Below are 18,450 nucleotides of genomic sequence, written 5' to 3'. Positions count from 1 at the left end.
AGCCAGATCTCTTGGCGGGGCCAGCAGCAGACTCCCTCAGATGTCTATGAATACCACCTGAATGATATTTTCGAAGTCACGCAATGCCTGAAATGCAGCAGGCGGCACTGTACCATCGACGGTGACCAGGCAGATAGCCGTACCCTTGGAGCGAACCCTGCTCAAGTGCATGTCCGCAATGTTCACCTGATGATTGCCGAGCGTGGTGCCAATGAAACCGATGACGCCAGGTCGGTCATAATTGGTAATGAGAAGCATGTGTCCCTCGAGAGGCGCTTCCACCCGGTATTCGTCGATCTGCACAATGCGGCACTGTGGCTCGGGAAATACCGTGCCCGCCACCTGAAATTCCCCTCTATCAGTAACCACCTTCACGGTAATCAAACCAGTGTAGCCCCTCACTTCAGAGGTTGTGGCCACCTCCACTTCTATGCCGCGGTTTCGCATGAGTACAGGTGCATTCACCAGATTGACCTGTTCGGCCAGTGCTCGTTCGAGAAAGCCCTTCTGGGCTGCATTGGTTACCGGGGCCAGTTCGAGGTCGCCAAGATCACCGCTGTAGCCGACGCGCATGCGGCGAACATTGCCCCGGAAATACTGGGAAACAAAGGCCCCGAGTCGCTCGGCCAGCACCATGTAAGGCCTTATCTGCTCGATCATTTTCGGGCTCACCGAGGGGACGTTCACGGCATTCATTATGATGCCGTTGGTCAAATAGTCCACTATCTGTCCAGCAATCGCCCGTGCCACGTTTATCTGGGCCTGAGCACTGGAGGCGCCCAGATGCGGGGTAGCCACCACCTGCGGCAGTCTGAGAAGGGGGTTGTCTATGGGCGGCTCCTGGGAAAATACGTCCAGAGCTGCACCAGCTACTTTGCCTTTCTCGAGAGCTTCATAGAGCGCCTCTTCGTCCAGCAGTCCTCCGCGGGCACAGTTGATGATGCGCACACCGGGCTTCATCCTTTCGAAAGCATCACGGTCGATCAAATTGGCGGTTTCCTTGGTGAGCGGCGCATGGAGGCTGACGTAGTCGGCCTGACGGAATAGCTCGTCGAGAGGCACCATCTCCACGCCAAGTTTGGCGGCCACGTCGCTGGAAATATAGGGATCATAGGCCAGCACTCTCATCTTCATACACTGGGCCCTGTGGGCCACGATTGCTCCGATCCGCCCCAGACCGATGATTCCCAGCACATGGTTGTGCAGCTCAGTGCCGACGAATTTTTTCTTCTCCCACTTTCCTTCCCTGATAGACTGGTTTGCCTGCGGTATGTGGCGCGAGACCGCCAGCATCAGCGCCATGGTGTGCTCAGCCGCGGCCATGGCATTGGCGCCCGGTGTGTTCATCACCAGAACTCCCCGTTCGGTTGCCGCGTCAATGTCAATGTTGTCGACGCCAATGCCAGCCCGACCGACCACCCGCAAGCGCAAAGCTCGTTCGAGCACAGACCTGTCTATCTTGCTGGCGCTCCTGACCACCACACCATCGAATTCGCCAATGCGGTCGTACAGCTCACCGGCATCGATCCGATCGTGCACTTCCACGTCGATGCTGTTGCTTTGCTGGAAGATTTTAACCCCCTCGGGATGGAGCCCATCGCAGATGAGAACCCGCATGAAAATTTCCTCCTGATCAGTGACTGTTGAATTGAGCGACTCCAGCTGGACGTTTCATGAACCACAGCAAGGGGTGATTCAGTAAACATCCACCTGGCAAGCAGCTCCCTTTTAGAAAAACAGAATGCAGAAAGCAAGCCAAATGTGCCATCTGCTCATTGGCCGGACAATCCCCCCCTTCTAACTGTCTTCCTCTGGCTGGAAATCTTGGCCGAGAGCAGCCGGCGCCCTGACCTGCAGCCGCTGCAGCCATCTCCTCAGCCATGGCTGGCGCAGGGACAGATCATGGAGCCAGCCAATATCACCTATGTTTACCAGGAGCAAGGTGAGAATCATAACCGGGAAAGGGGCCACCTGGAATATGGGAGCAGGAATTGCTGGAAAGGCGTCCTGCAGCTGGATGCTGACCACCTGGAGTGCGGCAAAAAGATATGCCCCGAAAGCAGCTCGTAAAGGATGCCAGCCGCCGAAAATCACAATGGCAAGAGCAATCCAGCCGGCTCCCTCAGCACCCTGGGGCCGACCCCAACCCGGTTTCACCGCCAGAGAATACGCTCCCCCTGCCAATCCCACCAGGGCTCCTCCCAGCAGAGTATACAATATGCGGGTCCCCACCACCCAGATGCCTCTCACATAGGCAGCCCTGGGGTCTTCGCCCACTGCCCGCAAACGGAGGCCCGCTCGCGTCCGGCAAAGCCACCACCAGGAAAAGGGAATGAGAAAGAGGCTGAAGTAGACCACCGGAGTTTGCTGACCAAGCACCACCCCCAGAAAAGGAAGATCCTTGATGCCGGCAATGGTCCAGACTGGCAGCTGAGCACCCTGCTGTCTGGCGTAAGGGTGACCAAGGAAATAGGCGAGATCACGCCAGAGCAGAGTAAGGATAAAGCCGATGGCGAGCTGAGAGCGGTTGAAAAGCAAAGAAACCACGGCCAGCACTGCAGCTGCAAGACAGCCAACGCCTACGGCAGCTGTCAGGCCCAGCCAGGCATTGTTGCTGCTGAAGGAAACTGCAAAAGCGCTCATGGCTGCCAGGAGGATCGTGCCGTCAAGGGACAGGTTTATGACCCCGGCCCTTTCAGTCAATGTCTCACCAAGAGTAGCCAGCACCAGGGGAACACCTGCCACCAGAATACCGGCCAACGCATGAGCTAGAGCATCTGTCATGACCTGCCCCATTGCATCCTCAGCTTTGCCTCTATACCCTGAACCAGGAAAAATGCCAGCACCAGGCACCCCTGGATCACGCCACTCAGCGACGAGTCGAGTTGCAACTGGAGAGGCAGCTGAATCGAGCCCACGGTGAGTACCGCAAAAAAGAAGCAGATTATGGGAATGAGGCCGACGCGGTAAGAAGCCAGCATGGCCACCAGCAGGGCTGTATAGCCGTATTGACTGGAAATGGCAGGCAATAGACGATGATATACCCCCACAACCTGCAGTGCTCCTGCCAGCCCTGCAACGGCGCCGCACACAGCCATGGCTTCCAGAATGCGCCGGTTCGGCTCCAACCCCACCAGCAAGGCAGCATTCGGGTTCTGCCCAACTGCCTTCAACCTGAGCCCCCACCTGGTCCGCCCCAGGAGCACCGCAACCACTGCCAGACAAACCAGGGCCAGCAGCAAACTGACCGGGCTGCAGGGAAGATTGAGATAACTGGCCAGCCAGAACGAGGGGGCAATAGGTTCTGTGCCGCTCATGGAGGCTATTCCAGGACGCTTCCAGGGACCGAATATGAGATAAAGGGTCAGTCCAAGGGCAACAAAATTGAGGCCCAGGCCAGAGAATATCTCGTGAACCCTGCCCCAGGTTCGCAGCAAGCCAGACAGCAGCGCCCAGAAGGCACCGCCGAGCATTCCCGCCAGCAGTGCGCCGCCAATCCACAGAACACTGCCTCCCTCGGGAAACAGCCGCAGAAAGCCAGTGGCCATAATCGCCCCAAGGATGATCTGTCCTTCAACTCCAATGTTCCAGAGTCCAGCAGCAAAGGTGAACAATAGAGCAGAGGAGCACAGAGTGAGTGGCACCCACACACTGGCAGACAGGGCAAGCTTTGCTGCAGAACCGATTCCTCCCTGCAGCAGTATTGCCAGAGTTTGCAAAGGCGGCGCACCTGATACGGCAAGTAAGATCGAGGTGACGATGACCGCAAGAACAACAGGGGCAAAGACCTGGCCAGTACGGTAAGCAACACCCCGGAAAGTCCGCATTATCTATACCGCCCCTGGATGACCAGCCATCATTCGTCCTATCGTCTCCATGTCGAGAGACTGACTTGGTTGGTCAGCCACCATCCTTCTATTGTAGAAAACCAGAATTCTATGACTGTACGCTTTGAGTTCTTCAAAGTCCGCTGAAGAAAATACCACAGCTGCGTTTCGTCGACATCTGGCCATCAGGTGCTGCCACACCTGCTGGCCAGATTCCACGTCGAGCCCCCTTGTGGGATGCTCCATGAGCAGCAAGCTGGCGTTCTCGGGAATGAGTGCCAGCAGGAGACGCTGCTGGTTGCCGCCAGAAAGGGCCCGCGCACAGGTGGATGGCCGGGCTCGGATGCTGAACTTCTTTATGCCCTCCTGACAGAGCTCCTCTTCGGATCCGCTTTGCCCGGGTAGAGCCAGTGAGAAGTGATCCCGCAGACTCAGTTCAGGAAACAAGCCCTGTTCAAGCCGTGCTGCCGGCAAGAAATGCACACCTGCACGCCGAAATCTCAGATAGGGCCGCCCTTGCAGGTCTTCACCATTGAAAGTCAGTCTGCCCTTGGCCACTCGGGCCAGGCCGGCAAGACCACGCAGAAACAATTCCTGGCCGCTGCCTTCCAGCCCCGCGAGACCGATAATTTCGCCCTTTCTGATCCTCAGGGAGAGATCCGAAAGTGCATAACTGCCGTCCGCCACCTGAACGTCCTCCATCTGCACCAGAAGATCATCAGCGGGCCTCGAGGGCATCCGGCCTGGCTTATCGCCTGTATGCCCTGCACCGAACATGAAACTCAAGATCTCCCTGGAGTTGTATGGCGGTGCAACTTTGGCCACCAACCTGCCATGACGCAGTACAATGATTTCCTGGCACAAGGCTTCCGCCTCGGCAAGTTTGTGGGTGACGAAGACCACAGTCTTTCCCTGTTCTCCCACCAGCTGCTGAATGGCCTCGAAAAGTTTGCGCTTCTGGCCGGGACTGATGCCAGTTGTTGGTTCGTCAAGAATGAGCACTCCTACGCCCAGATCCAGCAAGCGCAGCAATTCCAACTGCTGACGTTCACCCACTGTAAGCCGGCCAACGGTTTTCTCCGGTGCCAACTGAAAATGAAACCGGCTTGCAAGTTCATCTAAACGTCGGATACAGGCACTCTTGCCCCGGTGTTTTCTCGCTCCCAGCTGGAAGTTTTCCCAAACTCTGAGGGCTGGAAAATCAAGAGGATCTTGATGCAGCATGCCTACCCCGAGAGCAAGTGCCTGGGCAGGGTTGAGTGCTGCGAAGCCTTTGCCGTCAAAAAAGATCTGTCCCTCCGTAGGTTGACTGTGACCGGCAAGCAACCGCATCAGGGTGCTCTTTCCAGCGCCGTTTTCTCCCAGCAGACCATAGATCCGCCCGGGCTCCAGAACGAGATTGATGTCCTGGTTCGCCCGCACTGCACCATAGTGCTTGTGGATATTTCTAAATTCGATGCGCATGACTACTTAGCGCTGCTCGCCCCTTCCATGCCCTGCAGCAGCTGCGGCATGTACCAGATCTGTCTATCAATGGCAACCTCACCCGGTTTGAGAAACACGCTGCCATCCTGATAGAAGAGCGGCCCCTGAAAGAGTCTAATCTTCTTCGCAGCCAGCCCCTGGATGAACTCCTCTAGATGGCGCGCTGTCTCCGGAGAAATGGCGGGCCCGACCTCGAAGCCAACCGCGCTGCTGTCTTCGCTGTTGATATCCTGCCAATCAGGTCCGTTCCAATCCCATGACGGTTTCCAGGTGCCGTCGCGAACAGCGCGAACAGTCCTGGCATAGGCCGGCCCCCAATTGAAATAAGGCACCCCCAGACAGACTGCATCTGCACCCTCACAGGCACCCTTGTAATCATAAGGGATGGCCCACACCTGTCGGCCAAGCCTTCTTTTTTGGCCTGCTACCACGAGAGCTTCAGTGGTATCGATGCCGGAAAGCACCACATCGAAGCCGCTGTCATAGAAGCGGTTCACTACCTGGGTTGGGTCTGCCGTGACTCCCGGAATATTGAACCAGAAGCCAATCCAGCTCACCTTGAACTTCAGTTCAGACAGGGGTTTCTTGCGAACATGCTGCCAACCGTAGGCGGCTCCCAGGTAGGCGGAAACTGCCAACCGTCTGGTCTCCTCGTTGATGAGAGGGCCCAGATAGCCTATTTTTCCCGTGTTGGTGGTCAAAGCGGCGACAAAACCCGCCATCATTTTGGCATACTCCATTCGCCCCATGATGTTGCCAAGATTGGCCGGCGCCTTGCCAGTGAGCACATCGTCACCCGAGATGTGGATAAAGGCAATTCCAGGATGCTGTTTTGCCGCCTCCCGTATGCCATCCTTCATGTCGTCCGAGTTGGCAATAATTAACCTGGCGCCCTTTGCCACCAGATCGTCCACCAGCTGCGGCAGTGTCAACCCTGGTCTGTCCGCCGGATTGACCTTGTCCAGATAGATCATCTTGCTTCCCGGGACTTTGCGCTCCACATAGAGGCCGGCTTCGTAGTGCGCCTGGCTCCAGCCGCGATCATTATAAGGTCCAACCAGGAGCACGCCGAAGATGAAAGGTTTTTCCTTTGCCATGGCATCTTGCAGACCTCCAGGAACCATGAAAAGAGCAATTGTCAGTGCTGTCAGGATTATTCTGCGTCTCATCTCTTACCCCCCTCCACCAAGAGTAAACCGGCCGCCAGGAACAGAGCAGTTCTCTCCTCTACAGGCAGCTAAAAAATGAATGCAAGACTATACGATGAAACCTGCCCTGGGATCAAGATAGACTGTTAAATATCCAACAAGTACGCGTCTAGACAAAATCCAGGAGAGGTATTATTAATTATAACGGTGACAAACAGGAGTCAGGGGAGTGGAGCCGATGATCTTCATTGGTGGTATCGGTCCCAGGAAAAAAAAGCTGGAAAACCAGCCGCGGCTTTTCTCAAGCGCGTCGATGACTATCTGTCACTTTTCTTCATTCCAATCTTCAGGATCCGCAAAGGTGAGCCCTTCATAGAGTGCGACCGCTGTGGGCACATCAGCGATGAAAGGGGATTCGCCATCTCTCCGGGTATTGACCTGAGAGACTCACGCTGCCGCCAATGCGGGGCAAACGTAGAAAAAGACTTCAAGTACTGCCCTTACTGCGGAGGAAGACTTTGAGCAGCTTACTGAACCGGCTCAATTTTTCTTGTGAAAATTAACAAGGCTGGAGTGAATGTCAAGCTCAGTTCCATGCCGGGGCTTGAACCCGGGAATGCCCGTTAACAGACTCCTCAGTCTGGAATGGCCTTGAGGTCATCTCTTCGCGAGGCAGAGGGAGATTCAAGGATTTTGTTGACATAGTCTCGAATCATCTCCTGGGTATCATTTTGCAGCCCCTGAAACTTCACGGCCATTCCGAAAGGATAATTGGCTGAGTACTTGTTGACCCAGACAACTTCTCCATCAACCTCGACAGGTTCTTGCTCTTCAGAGATTTTGAAGGCAACCGTGACCCTCTCTGCAAGAGGCGCCGGAGACTTGGTTTCGATGAGCATGCCACTCTCACTCAAGTTCAATGCCCTGGCCTTCTCTTTGTTGTCTTGGTGGCAAAACTCTACACTGAGACTCACTACTGCCCTTGGATACCTTCTCTGCTCTTCCTGTCCTTCCATCGAAGCTCCCTCAAACCTTGTCGCCAGTTCCTTGCAGACAGCAACAACACGCAAAAAGAAAAAGCCCCAGCAGGCAGGGCTTTACAGGGTTGGCACGATAACCGGCTCTGGTGCCGAAGGGGAGACTCGAACTCCCACGGGGCAACCCCCACTAGACCCTGAACCTAGCGCGTCTACCAGTTCCGCCACTTCGGCATAAGATTAGAGTTGCCAGCCGGACGTGCATAAGGTATTCTGATAATCTTTCTTTGTCAAGCCGAAATTATGTCGGCTTATCGAGACTACGCCTTAGGTATAATGGAGGTTTCAGACCCGCTGTCATGGAAATCATTCATGGAATCGAGAACATCAGACGAACTTTTCGAAAACCAGTGATTACCATTGGCAACTTTGATGGCGTCCATCTTGGCCACATGAGTCTGTTCCAACATGTCAGAGAGATTGCCCGCACCAGTGGCAGCGAGTCAATGGTTATCACCTTTGACCCACATCCCATCAAAGTACTTTCAACCACAAATGGTCCGCCACTTATCACTTTACTGGAACAGAAAGTCCAGCTCATTGAAGAAGCAGGCATCGACGTGCTTCTAGTGGTCCATTTCACCCTGGAATTCGCCCAGATGGAAGCAACGGAGTTCATTGAACGCTTCATTCATAACAAGATAGGTGCCAGCGCTATTGTGGTGGGGCCTGACTACCGCTTCGGACGCAATCGCCAGGGTGACATTCCTTTACTTGTTGCCATGGGGGAAAAGCTCAACTTTCAGGTTCACGTAGCACCAGACTTTTTTATAGAGGGGCAGGAAGTGAGCTCCAGCGCTATCAGGAAATTCGTCACAGCCGGAGACCTGCACAAAGCTCGCCAGATGCTCGGCCGCGACTATCAGGTATGCGGCATGGTAATCAAAGGCAGAGACCGCGGCGGCCGTCTCCTCGGCTTTCCCACTGCAAATCTGCTGCTCATTGACGAACTGACTCCCAAGCCAGGCGTATATGCCACCCAGGTAGTGGTCAGAGGCAAGACATACGCCGGGGCCACCAATGTGGGCTACAATCCTACCTTTCAGGACGGCTCCTTTTCCGTAGAAACCCATATACTGGACTTCAATGAGAATATCTACGGTGAAACCATCCAGATCCGCTTCGTCGAGAGGCTCCGTGATGAAAAGGCCTTTTCTGGACCCGAGGAGCTCGCCGAGCAGATTCAGAGGGACGTACAGCAGGCGCGGCAGATACTTGCCCAACGCAGAGCAGAATAGCAGCGTGCCCTGAGGAGGGCTTTGCCCTCTCATAGAGCCGTTGCTCTCCTGGTAGACAGAGCCGTATGCCGACGCCTCAGCTCCTTTTCCAGCGTCTCCACGAGTACATGCAGGGTTTTCGGATATAAGGCCGAAATGGCCACAGCCTTGTGTCGGTCGCAGAGATTTTGCAGGTATTTCTTGTCCTCGACAAGATCGGCTTTGTTAAACACCAGCACCCTGGGAGCGAGCTGCAAGTGCAGTTGGGCAAGGATCTTGTCCACCGCCTCCATCTGTTCTTCATATCTTGGACTGCTTATGTCCACCACGTGCACGAGAATATCTGCATGCTGCAATTCCTCTAGAGTGGCCTTGAAAGCTTCCATCAAGTCCCGCGGCAAATCACGAATAAATCCCACTGTATCCGTTATGATTACCTCTCGGTCACTTGGAAAGCGCAGTCTGCGGCTGGCTGGATCGAGTGTAGCAAAAAGGCGGTCTTCCACCTGAACGTCGCTGCGGGTGAGCGCATTGAGCAGCGTGGATTTCCCGGCATTGGTGTAGCCTATAATGGAAATGATAGGCAGGCCGCTCCGCAGGCGAAGATCCCTTTGCTGGCTGCGCTGTCTGCCCACCTGCTGCAGCTGAATTTCCAGTCGAGAAATTCGTTCTCTGACACGCCGTCGATTGATCTCCAGCTTGGTCTCTCCGGGGCCCCGGCCTCCAATGCCGCCCGTCAGGCGCGACAGGGCATCATCTTTGACTCCCAGCCTTGGCAGCATGTACTTTAGCTGGGCCATTTCTACCTGAATCTTGCCTTCTCTCGTTTTTGCTCTCTGGGCAAATATGTCCAGAATCAACTGGGTTCGATCAATAACCCTGAGCTCGGTGAAATCCGTAATTGAACGGACCTGTGACGGGTTGAGGTTCTGGTCGAAAATCAACAGGTCAACCCCCAGCTGCAATGCCCTGAGCACCAGCTCACCCAATTTGCCGCGGCCCATGAGATACTTGGGATTTGCTTTGCGCTGCCGCTGGATAAGGCGATCTGCCACCGCTATGCCCGAGGATCTGGCCAAAGCTGCCAGTTCCTCCATGGAAGCCTCAGCCTCGGCCCGAGGGCTGTTGGTGACGCTGCAAAGAATAGCACGGTCCTTGCCGTCTCTGATGGCCAATAGACTCTGGCGTCTGGTAAACTCAGCTTCCAGGGACTGCACTAGCGAGAGAAAGTCCATAGTGACTGTATGAGCAGGAATTGGTTCCAGCAACATCCAGCCTCTGCCATTGACATTCTGAGGCAGGAGGTGCGCCCCGTGCAGACGTCGGGCCCCCCCGTGAGCATCCACCTCCAGGGCTGCCATCAGATCGAGGCGCAGGAACACCAGGTCCATGAGATCATCTTCTGTGAGCGGTTCGCTGTCCAGATGGGTGTGCACGCAGCGGATGCCGCGCAACCGGCCACGCTGTCCTCGGCTGGCTGGCAGTTCAGGAATGAAGATGGAGCGGTCGTTGCCAATGATGATTCGCTCAATTGCTCCGCTGCGGCTTATGAGCAGGGCAATTTGCCGGTGGGCTTCATAGGAGAGCCTGGCAAGAGTGCGAGACAATTCAGGAGTGATTATGGCCTGCGGCGGCAGACGTCGTCTGTAGAGTTTTTGTACACGTTTGAGATAGGCAGCACCTAGACCTGCGGTGTGTCCATAAATCTTCCTGATTGATCTTCCTCCCTGTACCGGTGTAAATCGGCACCTATTCGCTTTGAAGTCAGGTTCGCTGATTATTGTATTCTACCGCGCAGAGGCTACTTTTTCAACCTCGGCTGAAATTCGAAGGCCGTGGCAGGGTGACGGCAGGATTGGCTGCGCAGCAAAGAACATGCGGAGCCACCGGCAAATCATTACCCGCTGCCTGGTTAGTCGAGGTTAATATGAAACTGTGGCCTGTCAACAGGCCAATTGAGGCTACCTGAAATGTGCGACTATGTTCTTTGCGGAGCAGACACTCTTGCCCAGCACCTCCGTTTCAGAGATCGGAGCTTCTGTGAGCCTTGCTCTCGGAATTACTTCCTCCGGTCCACCACCCGTTCTGCCTTTCCGGTTGAACGGGGAATGGTGTTTGGCTGAACCAGTTCAACTCTGGGTGTGATGAGAAGTTCGTTGCGCAGTTCACGGGTGATCCTGGCCTGCAGATCCCTTAGATAGCGCATTTCTTCCTTGAAGATATCCTCGTGCACTTCTACTTCGACGCGCATGGAGTCGAGGCCGTTCTCCCGCTCGAGAATAATGCGGTAATTCCTGCCCACTTCCGGGATATCCATGAGCACCTGTTCCACCTGTACTGGGAAGATGTTTACCCCTTTAATGATGAGCATGTCATCAGTGCGCCCCTTGATCCTGTCTATCCGCAGGTGGCCTCGACCGCAGGGACACTCACCCGGCAGCACCCGAGTGAGATCCTTGGTACGGTAGCGGATTATCGGCATGGCTTCACGGGTAAGGGTGGTCAGCACGAGTTCTCCTTCCTCACCCGCAGCAACAGGCTCGAGGGTGTCGGGATTGATCACCTCTACAAGGAAGGCATCCTCCCAGACATGCATGCCTTTCTTGTACTGGCATTCGAAGGCCACCCCTGGACCGTTCATCTCCGAAAGACCGTAGGAGTTGAATGCGTCTACCCCAAAGTATTCCTCAACCCGCAGCCTTACCTCTTCTGAATAGGGCTCGGCCCCGAGAAAGGCAATCCGCAAGTTGAGATCTCGCCTGGGATCGATGTGCAGCTCATCCATCACCTGCATTAGCCGCATGGCATAGCTGGGGATCAGGTGAATCACTGTGGTGCCGAATTGCTGCATCAGGCGCACCTGGCGTTTGCTGTTGCCGGCTCCGGCTGGAATAGTAAGGGCACCCAGCCGCTCGCTGCCGTAATGAAAACCCAGGCCGCCGGTAAACAGACCGTATCCGGTGAGGTTCTGGAAGACGTCATCTTTTCTGACACCTGCCATATACATGCAACGACTGATAAGGTCTGCCCAGAGATCAATATCTCGCTTGCTGTGAAAAACCACCGTGGCCTGGCCCGTTGTTCCGGATGAGGCATGCAACCGAATCACCTCGTCCAGAGGCAAGGACAGCAGGCCATAGGGAAACTGCGCCCGCAGGTCATTCTTGGTGGTAAAAGGAAGGTCAGCAAGATTTTCGAGTGAGTCCAATCTTTCCGGGACAAATCCACAGCCCCTGAAAACCTTGCTGTAAAAAGGTGACTTTCTCGCCTGAATGAGGGTGCGGCGCAACCGCTCGAGCTGGAGAGTCTTCAAGTCCTCTGCTGAAATTGTTTCTACGTCCCTGTCCCAGTACAAGGTAACCTCTCCGCCGTTCTGGACATCAGCAACAACCAGCAAACTGTCCAGGCTCGCTTATGGTCTCCTTTTCACAGGAAGAACAAGTGTACAGTGAACATCTCCTGCACACGCCATCTGGAAGGCTTTCTCCTGCAGTACCCGGGCACCCTGGTGCAGCTGCGCGGCAGCAAGCCCTGTCATCCCGTGGGGACGGGGCGGCCCAGGATCCTAGCCCACCTCCTGGTATGCCATGTTCTCGAAGCGCGTATATTGACTCAGAAAAGTGAGCTTTACCTTGCCGGTTGGTCCATTGCGCTGCTTGCCCACAATGATCTCCGCCACTCCCTGGTCTGGACTCTCAGGGTGGTAGACCTCATCCCGATAAATAAAGGCAATGACGTCTGCATCCTGCTCTATTGCTCCAGATTCTCGCAGATCCGCCAGCTGCGGTCTCTTGTCCTGTCTTTCTTCGACTTTGCGGTTGAGCTGAGACAGCGCCACTACAGGCACATTCAGTTCTTTGGCCAGTGCCTTCAGAGATCGTGAAATCTCAGAGATCTCCTGCTCTCGACGCTCTACCCCTTGCGGTCCTCTCATGAGCTGCAGGTAGTCGACAATTACCAGGCCCAGGTTCTGATCCCGTTTCAAGCGGCGAGCTTTAGCCCGCAGCTCCAGGGCAGAGATGGCGGGAGTGTCGTCAATGAAGATAGCTGACTCGCTGATGGTCCCTGCTGCCTGGGTCAGACGGGGCCACTCGCGGTTGCTCAATTGACCTCTGCGCATCTTCTGCGAATCAACCCTTGCCTCAGAGCAGAGCATGCGCAGTCCCAGCTGTTCTTTGGACATCTCCAGAGAAAAGACGCCCACGGGCACCTCAGCCTCCACGGCACAGTTTCTGGCAATGTTGAGGGCCAGAGCGGTTTTTCCCATGCTGGGACGGCCGGCTATGATTATGAGATCAGAGGGCTGCAAGCCGGAAGTCAGCCGATCTACCTCATTGAAGCCAGTGGGCACGCCGGTAATCATGCCCCGCCGTTCATAGAGTTGTTCCAGGGTCTTGATATTTTGCTTGACGATTTCTTTGATGTGAAAAAAAGAGGGGTTGATGCGCTTTTCGCTGACCTGGAAGATCGATTGCTCGGCGCGGTCAAGAAGATCATCCACAGAAAGCCCGCTGTCGAAACCGCTGGCAACAATCTCGGTGGCCCTGGCGATCAGGGCCCGCTGCAGTGCCTTTTCGCTCACTATACGAGCATAATAGACAACGTTTGCTGCTGAGGGCACGCTGTCGGTAAGGGAGGCCAGATAACTGGCCCCGCCTATTTCTTCTAGCTTTTTCTGGTTCCGCAGATGGTCGGTGAGAGTAATCAGATCGCAGGGTTCATTCCTGGCAAACAGCGATATTATTGCTGCAAAGATGGTGCGGTGTGCCGCCCGATAGAATTCGTCGCCTGCCAGAATTTCGAGCACACCAGGGAGTACTTCGTTATCAATGAGGATGCCGCCCAGAACAGATTGCTCTGCCTCAATATTGTGAGGTGGGATCCTTCTGGTTTCATCACTTTGGTCGTTCATGGTCTCGACTTGTAACTGATCAAAGGACACACTGGTGTCCAGGCAGGGTGATGATCACTTACTTCTGCTACTCTTCCCGCAGGACCTGAACGGTGAGTTCGGCTGTCACATCATCGTGAACTTTGATTGGCACCTTGTGCTCGCCCAGCATTTTTATAGGTTCAGTCAACTTCAATTGTTTGCGCTCCAAGGCTATGCCGTGCTCCTCGAGAGCATTGAGCAAATCCGTGAAAGAAACTGAGCCATATAACTTGTCGTCATCCCTTGCCTTCCGGGTCAGAGTGAGGGTCAGTTGACTGATCTTGTTTGCCACCCCTTCGGCCTCAGCACGCTGTGCCTCCGCTTTTCGCTGCAGCAAGCGGCGTTCGTGTTCCAGGGCCTTCAAATTCCTGGTAGTGGCCAACAGGGCCTTTCCCTGTGGAATCAGATAATTGCGCCCGTAGCCCTTGGCTACCTCCACTGTATCACCAATTCTACCAAGCTTCGGGATATCCTCTTTGAGGATGACTTTCATGAGTATTCAACCTCCGTTCAGCCTAGCCACAAAAATTGTTCACCTCAAACGAAAAAATCACATGCCTTTGGGGTTGAAAGCAGCCTTGCTCGACTTCCTGGAAAACTGGGGAATGCTGCAGCCACCCCCCAGCTGTGCATCAGGCCAGGAAATCCCTCTGCTGCTGACGAGAAGGTGGCGCAAGCGTCTGGCAATCTGTCAGTGCAACGGCTAGTGCGGCTGTATCGTAGTGTACGGCATCAGGGCAATGTGTCTGGCGCGCTTGATGGCAGTCGTCACTTGCCGCTGATGGCGGGCACAGTTGCCTGAAATTCGTCGGGGGATGATCTTGCCCCGCTCGGTGATAAAGTATTTCAACATGCGGGGATCCTTGTAATCAATCTTGAGGCTCGAGTCCGCACAAAAACGGCACACCTTGCGCCGAGGAAAGGCGCGCCTTCTTCTCCTATAAGCCACTGTACCCTCCTCCTGTTTTCCTGATGACGCCTGCTATGATGCTTTCTCACTGCCGCTACTGGCCACAGCCTCTTGCACTTCCTCAGCTGCACCTTCATCGCTCTCTGCCCCGGCCTGCTCCTGCTCTTCTTCCCCTGCGGCAGCGGCGGTCTCTTTTGCCGCCGCTGTCCCGGTGGTGCTGTCAACTTTTTCTTTTTCCGGTTCTGGCTCCGGTGCCGCAGCCTTGAACTCTTCCAGGTCCACTTCATCGGCGAGCTTTACTGTAATATATTTGAGGATCTTGTCGTCTAGCCGCATGTTCCGCTCCAGTTCATTAACTAGCTCCGGCAGGCCGGCATATTCCATGAGCACGTAGTGGCCTTTGCCGTATTTGCGAATATCATAGGCCAGCTTCTTCATTCCCTGATCCTTGTACTCGATCAGCACACCGTTCATGCTGCCAATGATGCCAGTGAACTTGTCTCCAATAGAGCTGAAGTCTTCCTCTGAACAGTCGGGGGCGACGATAAAAAGGGTCTCGTAGCGTCTCATGAGGTGCTCCTTTCGGTTTATGCAGCCCCAGTCAAGCCTGGAGCAAGGAGATGGATTTGCTTTTTTATTTTACGAAGACGGGAATCTCTAGCACAGGACAGTTCCACAGTCAAGGCTTTTCTCAAAGGCGGCGACATTGGCAGCTGGCGTTGCAATTTCGCGGAAACCTGTCTCTGGAATCGTCTCTTACCCTTTTAAACTGCGCCGGTCATCGGAGGCCATGGAAGTGAAACGTATGCCGGTGCCAAACATGCCGTTCCGCAGCTTCTCGGTGTACACCACCTCCCCACGGGCAGAGATAAGTTTTTCTCCCACAGCGATATCGAGATCGACCTCGGTTCCCTCGGCAAGCTCCCTGTGCGTCTCCACCTTGGCGCCGCCCTCGCTCACATCCAGGGTTCTCCCTATGGAAACAATATACAATTGCCGATTATCTTTTTTGGGAGTGTAAGAAGTGAGATAGAGGGAGCGGACGCGAGGGCATCTCCTCTTTTCCCTGATGCCTTTCACCTCTGATTCAACCATGCAAATTCCTCCCACCTCAAAAGGCTGTAGAGTCGCCTCATCACCAGACCGGAGAAAGAGACCACATAGTGATGCTACACTGGAATCGATTTTGAGGCAAATCCTTTCTTTTTAAGACTGTGAACTGGCTGGAAAACAAAGGGCAGTTGAGATGCTCTGTTCAATTGGCCTGGCGGCGGCTCGAGATTGCTGCATTTGCTTCACTATCGGTTGCGAGTGGGGCAGGTTCATGCTATTTTATTTTTGATGGAGGGACAAAGAAAAGTGAAGAGTGTCAGAGCCAAAGCCGCTTTACTAAGCTTTTGCTTGCTCATCCTTTTCGGCTGCTATGTCCGGACGGAACTCAGATCGAGCCAGCAAAAAATTCCACCCGTCATTACCGAAGGAATACTGGTGGTGGCAGCCGACCCCAGCAACAAGTTGCGTGGAGACCAACGTTTGAGCCTGGAGAAAAAGGCCGTAGCTGCCCTCCAGAGTGAAGGGATTGACTGCGTCGGTCTGAGCGACGTGAGTAATTTCGCTGCGTCTGCCGATATCAAGGAAAATCTCAAACAGCGGGGCTACCAGGCGCTGCTGCAGATTGCTGTCAGCTTCATGGGAGCCAGGGACGAGATAATCCTAAATCCTGCCACTCCATCTGTAGACAGCATCGACAACAACCGAGATTCCCTCTTTTTCAAGCCGGGATCAATCGAACAATCCAATTACCCGGGAAGCATGAGCACTTTCAAGGAAGTGGAGGTGACCGCTTCACTGCTGGACCTGAGCAACGGCGCCCGCGTGTGGCAGGCGCAGGCCAACTCACGGCCAGGTCTTGTGGGAAGGTCATTTCTCTACCACAGCTTCAACCGCAGCCTGAACTATGAGGATTTGCTGCAACGATGTATTGAGAAGATCGCTGCCAGCCTGCGACATGCCTGGCAGCAGACAGGCTCTTGATGTCAGCAGCACGGCATACTCCCTGCAACTTCGGAATACTTCGCCGCAAGACACCCTCTCCTCTAGTGCCCCTCTCCTGATGCGGGCGCCCCACTGCCATAATAGGAAAGGTACCACTCAACAAAGCGGTTGATCCCCTGCTCGATTCTTACAGTGGGTTCAAAACCGAGATCGCGCTTGCTTTCGGCAATGTCAGCAAAGGTTTCAGGCACGTCTCCAGGCTGCATAGGAAGAAGCTTTTTTTCCGCTTTTTTCCCCAGGGCATTTTCGATGCACTCGATGAAATAGAGGAGGTCTTCGGCCCGAGAATTTCCCAGGTTATAAATGGCGTAGGGCGTCGGTCTATCCAGACTGGCTATGATGCCTTTGACGATGTCGTCGATATAGGTAAAATCCCGCTTCATCTTGCCGTAATTGTAGACCTCAATGGGCTCGCCTTTGAGAATTGCTCTGGTGAAGATGAAGAGAGCCATGTCCGGCCGCCCCCAGGGACCGTACACTGTAAACAACCGCAGCCCAGTGCAGGGCAGCCCGTAGAGATGGCTGTAAGTGTGGGCGATCAGTTCGTTGGCTTTCTTGGTAGCAGCATATAGTGAAATCGGCTGATCCACGTTGTCCTTGATGCTGAAGGGCACTTTCTTGTTATTGCCATAAACAGAGGACGACGAGGCATAGACGAAGTTTTCCACTTTGTGCTCCTTGCACAGGTGTATCAGGTTGAGAAAGCCCTCAAGGTTAGAGCGTTCGTAGGCAAAGGGGTTTTCCAGGGAATAGCGAACCCCGGCCTGGGCCGCCATGTTGCATACCACTTCGATAGAGTGTCGCGAGAAGAGCTCGGTCAGGGCACCCCGGTCTGCCAGGTCGATTCGATGGAAGACAAAAGAGGGATGTTCCTCTAGCTGCCGCAGTCGGGCTTCTTTGAGAGAAACATCGTAGTAGTCATTGAGATTGTCCAGACCGATAACTCGCTCCCCCCGCTGCAGCAGAGACTGGCTGACGTGGAAGCCGATAAATCCGGCAGCCCCTGTAACTAGATATGCTTTCACCATTATCCTCCTTCACAGCTGCTGAAGACCGTCTCATCCGTCACGAAAATTTTCTTGCCATGATTTTGGCAATGTGCTACTAAAAAAGAGGCAGGCGAGGGCCTGCCCTTTTTGATGGTGGGTGTAGCTCAACAGGTTAGAGCACCGGGTTGTGGCCCCGGAGGCTGAGGGTTCGAGTCCCTTCACTCACCCCATCCAACTACTATTGATCGTCCAGCTCCCTTTCAGTCAGTAATGGCCTACCCCACCTGCGCGACCCGCCGTTGCAGTGTATCTGCATATTGCCCTGCTTGCGGGTAAAACGCTTTGCAACTATCGAACCACTTTTCCGCAAACTCACTCGAGGCCTGCAGCTCAGGGCATCTCGGCTCATGCCAGGGCTGCAATGATCTCACGGCAGAACGCTGGCAGATCATCGGGAACTCTGGAGGTGATCAGCTTGCCATCCACTACCACCTCGGCATCCAGGTATTCAGCGCCGGCATGGACCAGGTCGTCGCGAATGGCGAAAAAGCCGGTAACTTTCCTACCCTCGAGAATATGGGCAGAGGCCAGCAGCCACCCGCCGTGGCAGATGGCAGCCACCAGCTTGCCCTTTAGATAGGCATCTCGCACCACTTCGACAGTGGCTTCATGGCGGCGCATCAGATCAGGAGCATAGCCGCCAGGTATGATCACCCCGTCGCAGCCGTCCACATCCACATCCCGGGTGGCTATGTCTGCAGTTACCGGGTAGCCGGTCTTGCTCTTGTAGGTCACCCCAGCCTCAGTGCCTGCCACTACTACCTCGGCACCCTCCTCCCGCATGCGCAG

The 18,450-nt window shown here is 54.7% G+C and carries 19 protein-coding genes and 2 tRNA genes; 5 read left to right on the top strand and 16 right to left on the bottom strand.

The genetic code is table 11. From position 1 onward, the window contains the following. Positions 1-36: 36 nt before the first annotated feature. From JRI89_14430 to JRI89_14410, 5 genes are all read right to left on the bottom strand, one after another. Complete coding sequence (locus tag JRI89_14430; protein ID MBW2072436.1) at positions 37-1,617, bottom strand: phosphoglycerate dehydrogenase; 1,581 nt, start codon at positions 1,615-1,617, stop codon at positions 37-39. Between the two features lie 180 nt (positions 1,618-1,797). Further along, positions 1,798-2,784 (bottom strand): ABC transporter permease, encoded by a 987-nt coding sequence (locus JRI89_14425; protein ID MBW2072435.1) that lies wholly within the window; start codon positions 2,782-2,784, stop codon positions 1,798-1,800. After that, complete coding sequence (locus tag JRI89_14420; GenBank protein ID MBW2072434.1) at positions 2,781-3,827, bottom strand: ABC transporter permease; 1,047 nt, start codon at positions 3,825-3,827, stop codon at positions 2,781-2,783. The genes JRI89_14425 and JRI89_14420 overlap by 4 nt, the downstream gene beginning before the upstream one ends. Before the next feature lie 3 nt (positions 3,828-3,830). Beyond that, positions 3,831-5,291 carry an ATP-binding cassette domain-containing protein gene (locus JRI89_14415; GenBank protein MBW2072433.1) on the bottom strand — a complete coding sequence of 487 codons (1,461 nt, stop codon included), beginning with the start codon at positions 5,289-5,291 and terminating at the stop codon, positions 3,831-3,833. 2 nt (positions 5,292-5,293) lie between these two features. Further along, positions 5,294-6,481 (bottom strand): BMP family ABC transporter substrate-binding protein, encoded by a 1,188-nt coding sequence (locus JRI89_14410; protein ID MBW2072432.1) that lies wholly within the window; start codon positions 6,479-6,481, stop codon positions 5,294-5,296. A gap of 186 nt (positions 6,482-6,667) precedes the next feature. On the opposite strand from JRI89_14410, the gene JRI89_14405 reads away from it, so the two are divergent. Then, positions 6,668-6,982, top strand: coding sequence for a zinc ribbon domain-containing protein (locus JRI89_14405; GenBank protein ID MBW2072431.1), 315 nt, complete (start codon positions 6,668-6,670; stop codon positions 6,980-6,982). A 113-nt stretch (positions 6,983-7,095) separates the two neighbouring features. On the opposite strand, the gene JRI89_14400 is transcribed toward JRI89_14405, so the two are convergent. Together JRI89_14400 and JRI89_14395 are read right to left on the bottom strand one after the other, a co-directional pair. Next, positions 7,096-7,476, bottom strand: coding sequence for a PilZ domain-containing protein (locus JRI89_14400; protein MBW2072430.1), 381 nt, complete (start codon positions 7,474-7,476; stop codon positions 7,096-7,098). A gap of 108 nt (positions 7,477-7,584) precedes the next feature. Next, a tRNA-Leu gene (locus JRI89_14395) sits at positions 7,585-7,671 on the bottom strand. Positions 7,672-7,796: 125 nt separating this feature from the next. Here JRI89_14395 and JRI89_14390 point away from each other — a divergent pair. Next, positions 7,797-8,735, top strand: coding sequence for a bifunctional riboflavin kinase/FAD synthetase (locus JRI89_14390; GenBank protein ID MBW2072429.1), 939 nt, complete (start codon positions 7,797-7,799; stop codon positions 8,733-8,735). A 29-nt stretch (positions 8,736-8,764) separates the two neighbouring features. On the opposite strand, the gene hflX is transcribed toward JRI89_14390, so the two are convergent. The 4 genes from hflX to JRI89_14370 form a co-directional block, all read right to left on the bottom strand. Then, entirely contained in the window at positions 8,765-10,429 is a 1,665-nt protein-coding gene (hflX, locus tag JRI89_14385; GenBank protein ID MBW2072428.1) for a GTPase HflX, read from the bottom strand. Positions 10,430-10,773: 344 nt separating this feature from the next. Next, on the bottom strand, positions 10,774-12,069 hold the full coding sequence (locus JRI89_14380) for a phenylacetate--CoA ligase (GenBank protein ID MBW2072427.1): 1,296 nt from the start codon (positions 12,067-12,069) through the stop codon (positions 10,774-10,776). Between the two features lie 210 nt (positions 12,070-12,279). Beyond that, positions 12,280-13,626, bottom strand: coding sequence for a replicative DNA helicase (gene dnaB, locus JRI89_14375; GenBank protein MBW2072426.1), 1,347 nt, complete (start codon positions 13,624-13,626; stop codon positions 12,280-12,282). Positions 13,627-13,693: 67 nt separating this feature from the next. Next, the gene (locus JRI89_14370) at positions 13,694-14,140 is read right to left on the bottom strand and encodes a 50S ribosomal protein L9 (GenBank protein ID MBW2072425.1); all 447 of its coding nucleotides are present in this window, start codon (positions 14,138-14,140) and stop codon (positions 13,694-13,696) included. On the opposite strand from JRI89_14370, the gene JRI89_14365 reads away from it, so the two are divergent. Then, complete coding sequence (locus tag JRI89_14365; GenBank protein ID MBW2072424.1) at positions 14,139-14,354, top strand: hypothetical protein; 216 nt, start codon at positions 14,139-14,141, stop codon at positions 14,352-14,354. The two genes, JRI89_14370 and JRI89_14365, sit on opposite strands and share 2 nt — an antisense overlap. Here JRI89_14365 and JRI89_14360 read toward each other — a convergent pair. The 3 genes from JRI89_14360 to JRI89_14350 all read right to left on the bottom strand — a co-directional run bounded on the left by JRI89_14360 (position 14,351) and on the right by JRI89_14350 (position 15,652). Next, a complete protein-coding gene (locus tag JRI89_14360; GenBank protein ID MBW2072423.1) occupies positions 14,351-14,596 on the bottom strand; it encodes a 30S ribosomal protein S18 in 246 nt (81 codons plus the stop codon). The two genes, JRI89_14365 and JRI89_14360, sit on opposite strands and share 4 nt — an antisense overlap. A 33-nt stretch (positions 14,597-14,629) precedes the next feature. Further along, positions 14,630-15,127: a 30S ribosomal protein S6 gene (gene rpsF / locus JRI89_14355; GenBank protein ID MBW2072422.1), complete on the bottom strand. Its 498-nt coding sequence runs from the start codon at positions 15,125-15,127 to the stop codon at positions 14,630-14,632. Between the two features lie 186 nt (positions 15,128-15,313). Beyond that, positions 15,314-15,652 carry a PilZ domain-containing protein gene (locus tag JRI89_14350; GenBank protein ID MBW2072421.1) on the bottom strand — a complete coding sequence of 113 codons (339 nt, stop codon included), beginning with the start codon at positions 15,650-15,652 and terminating at the stop codon, positions 15,314-15,316. A gap of 264 nt (positions 15,653-15,916) precedes the next feature. On the opposite strand from JRI89_14350, the gene JRI89_14345 reads away from it, so the two are divergent. Beyond that, positions 15,917-16,591 (top strand): hypothetical protein, encoded by a 675-nt coding sequence (locus JRI89_14345; protein ID MBW2072420.1) that lies wholly within the window; start codon positions 15,917-15,919, stop codon positions 16,589-16,591. Between the two features lie 62 nt (positions 16,592-16,653). Here the strand turns inward: JRI89_14345 and JRI89_14340 are convergent, their stop codons facing one another. Beyond that, positions 16,654-17,640, bottom strand: coding sequence for an NAD-dependent epimerase (locus tag JRI89_14340; GenBank protein ID MBW2072419.1), 987 nt, complete (start codon positions 17,638-17,640; stop codon positions 16,654-16,656). A 114-nt stretch (positions 17,641-17,754) separates the two neighbouring features. Here JRI89_14340 and JRI89_14335 point away from each other — a divergent pair. After that, positions 17,755-17,831, top strand: a tRNA-His gene (locus tag JRI89_14335). A 175-nt stretch (positions 17,832-18,006) separates the two neighbouring features. Here JRI89_14335 and JRI89_14330 read toward each other — a convergent pair. Then, positions 18,007-18,450, bottom strand: a 444-nt coding sequence (locus tag JRI89_14330) for a type 1 glutamine amidotransferase (protein MBW2072418.1), incomplete at its 5' end; no start/stop codon positions are given.

The sequence above is a fragment of the Deltaproteobacteria bacterium genome, from assembly GCA_019309045.1.
Lineage (GTDB): Bacteria > Desulfobacterota > Syntrophobacteria > BM002 > BM002 > JAFDGZ01.
The sequence above is the reverse complement of the archived record's forward strand: the minus strand, read 5'-3'. Positions and strand labels throughout refer to the sequence as shown.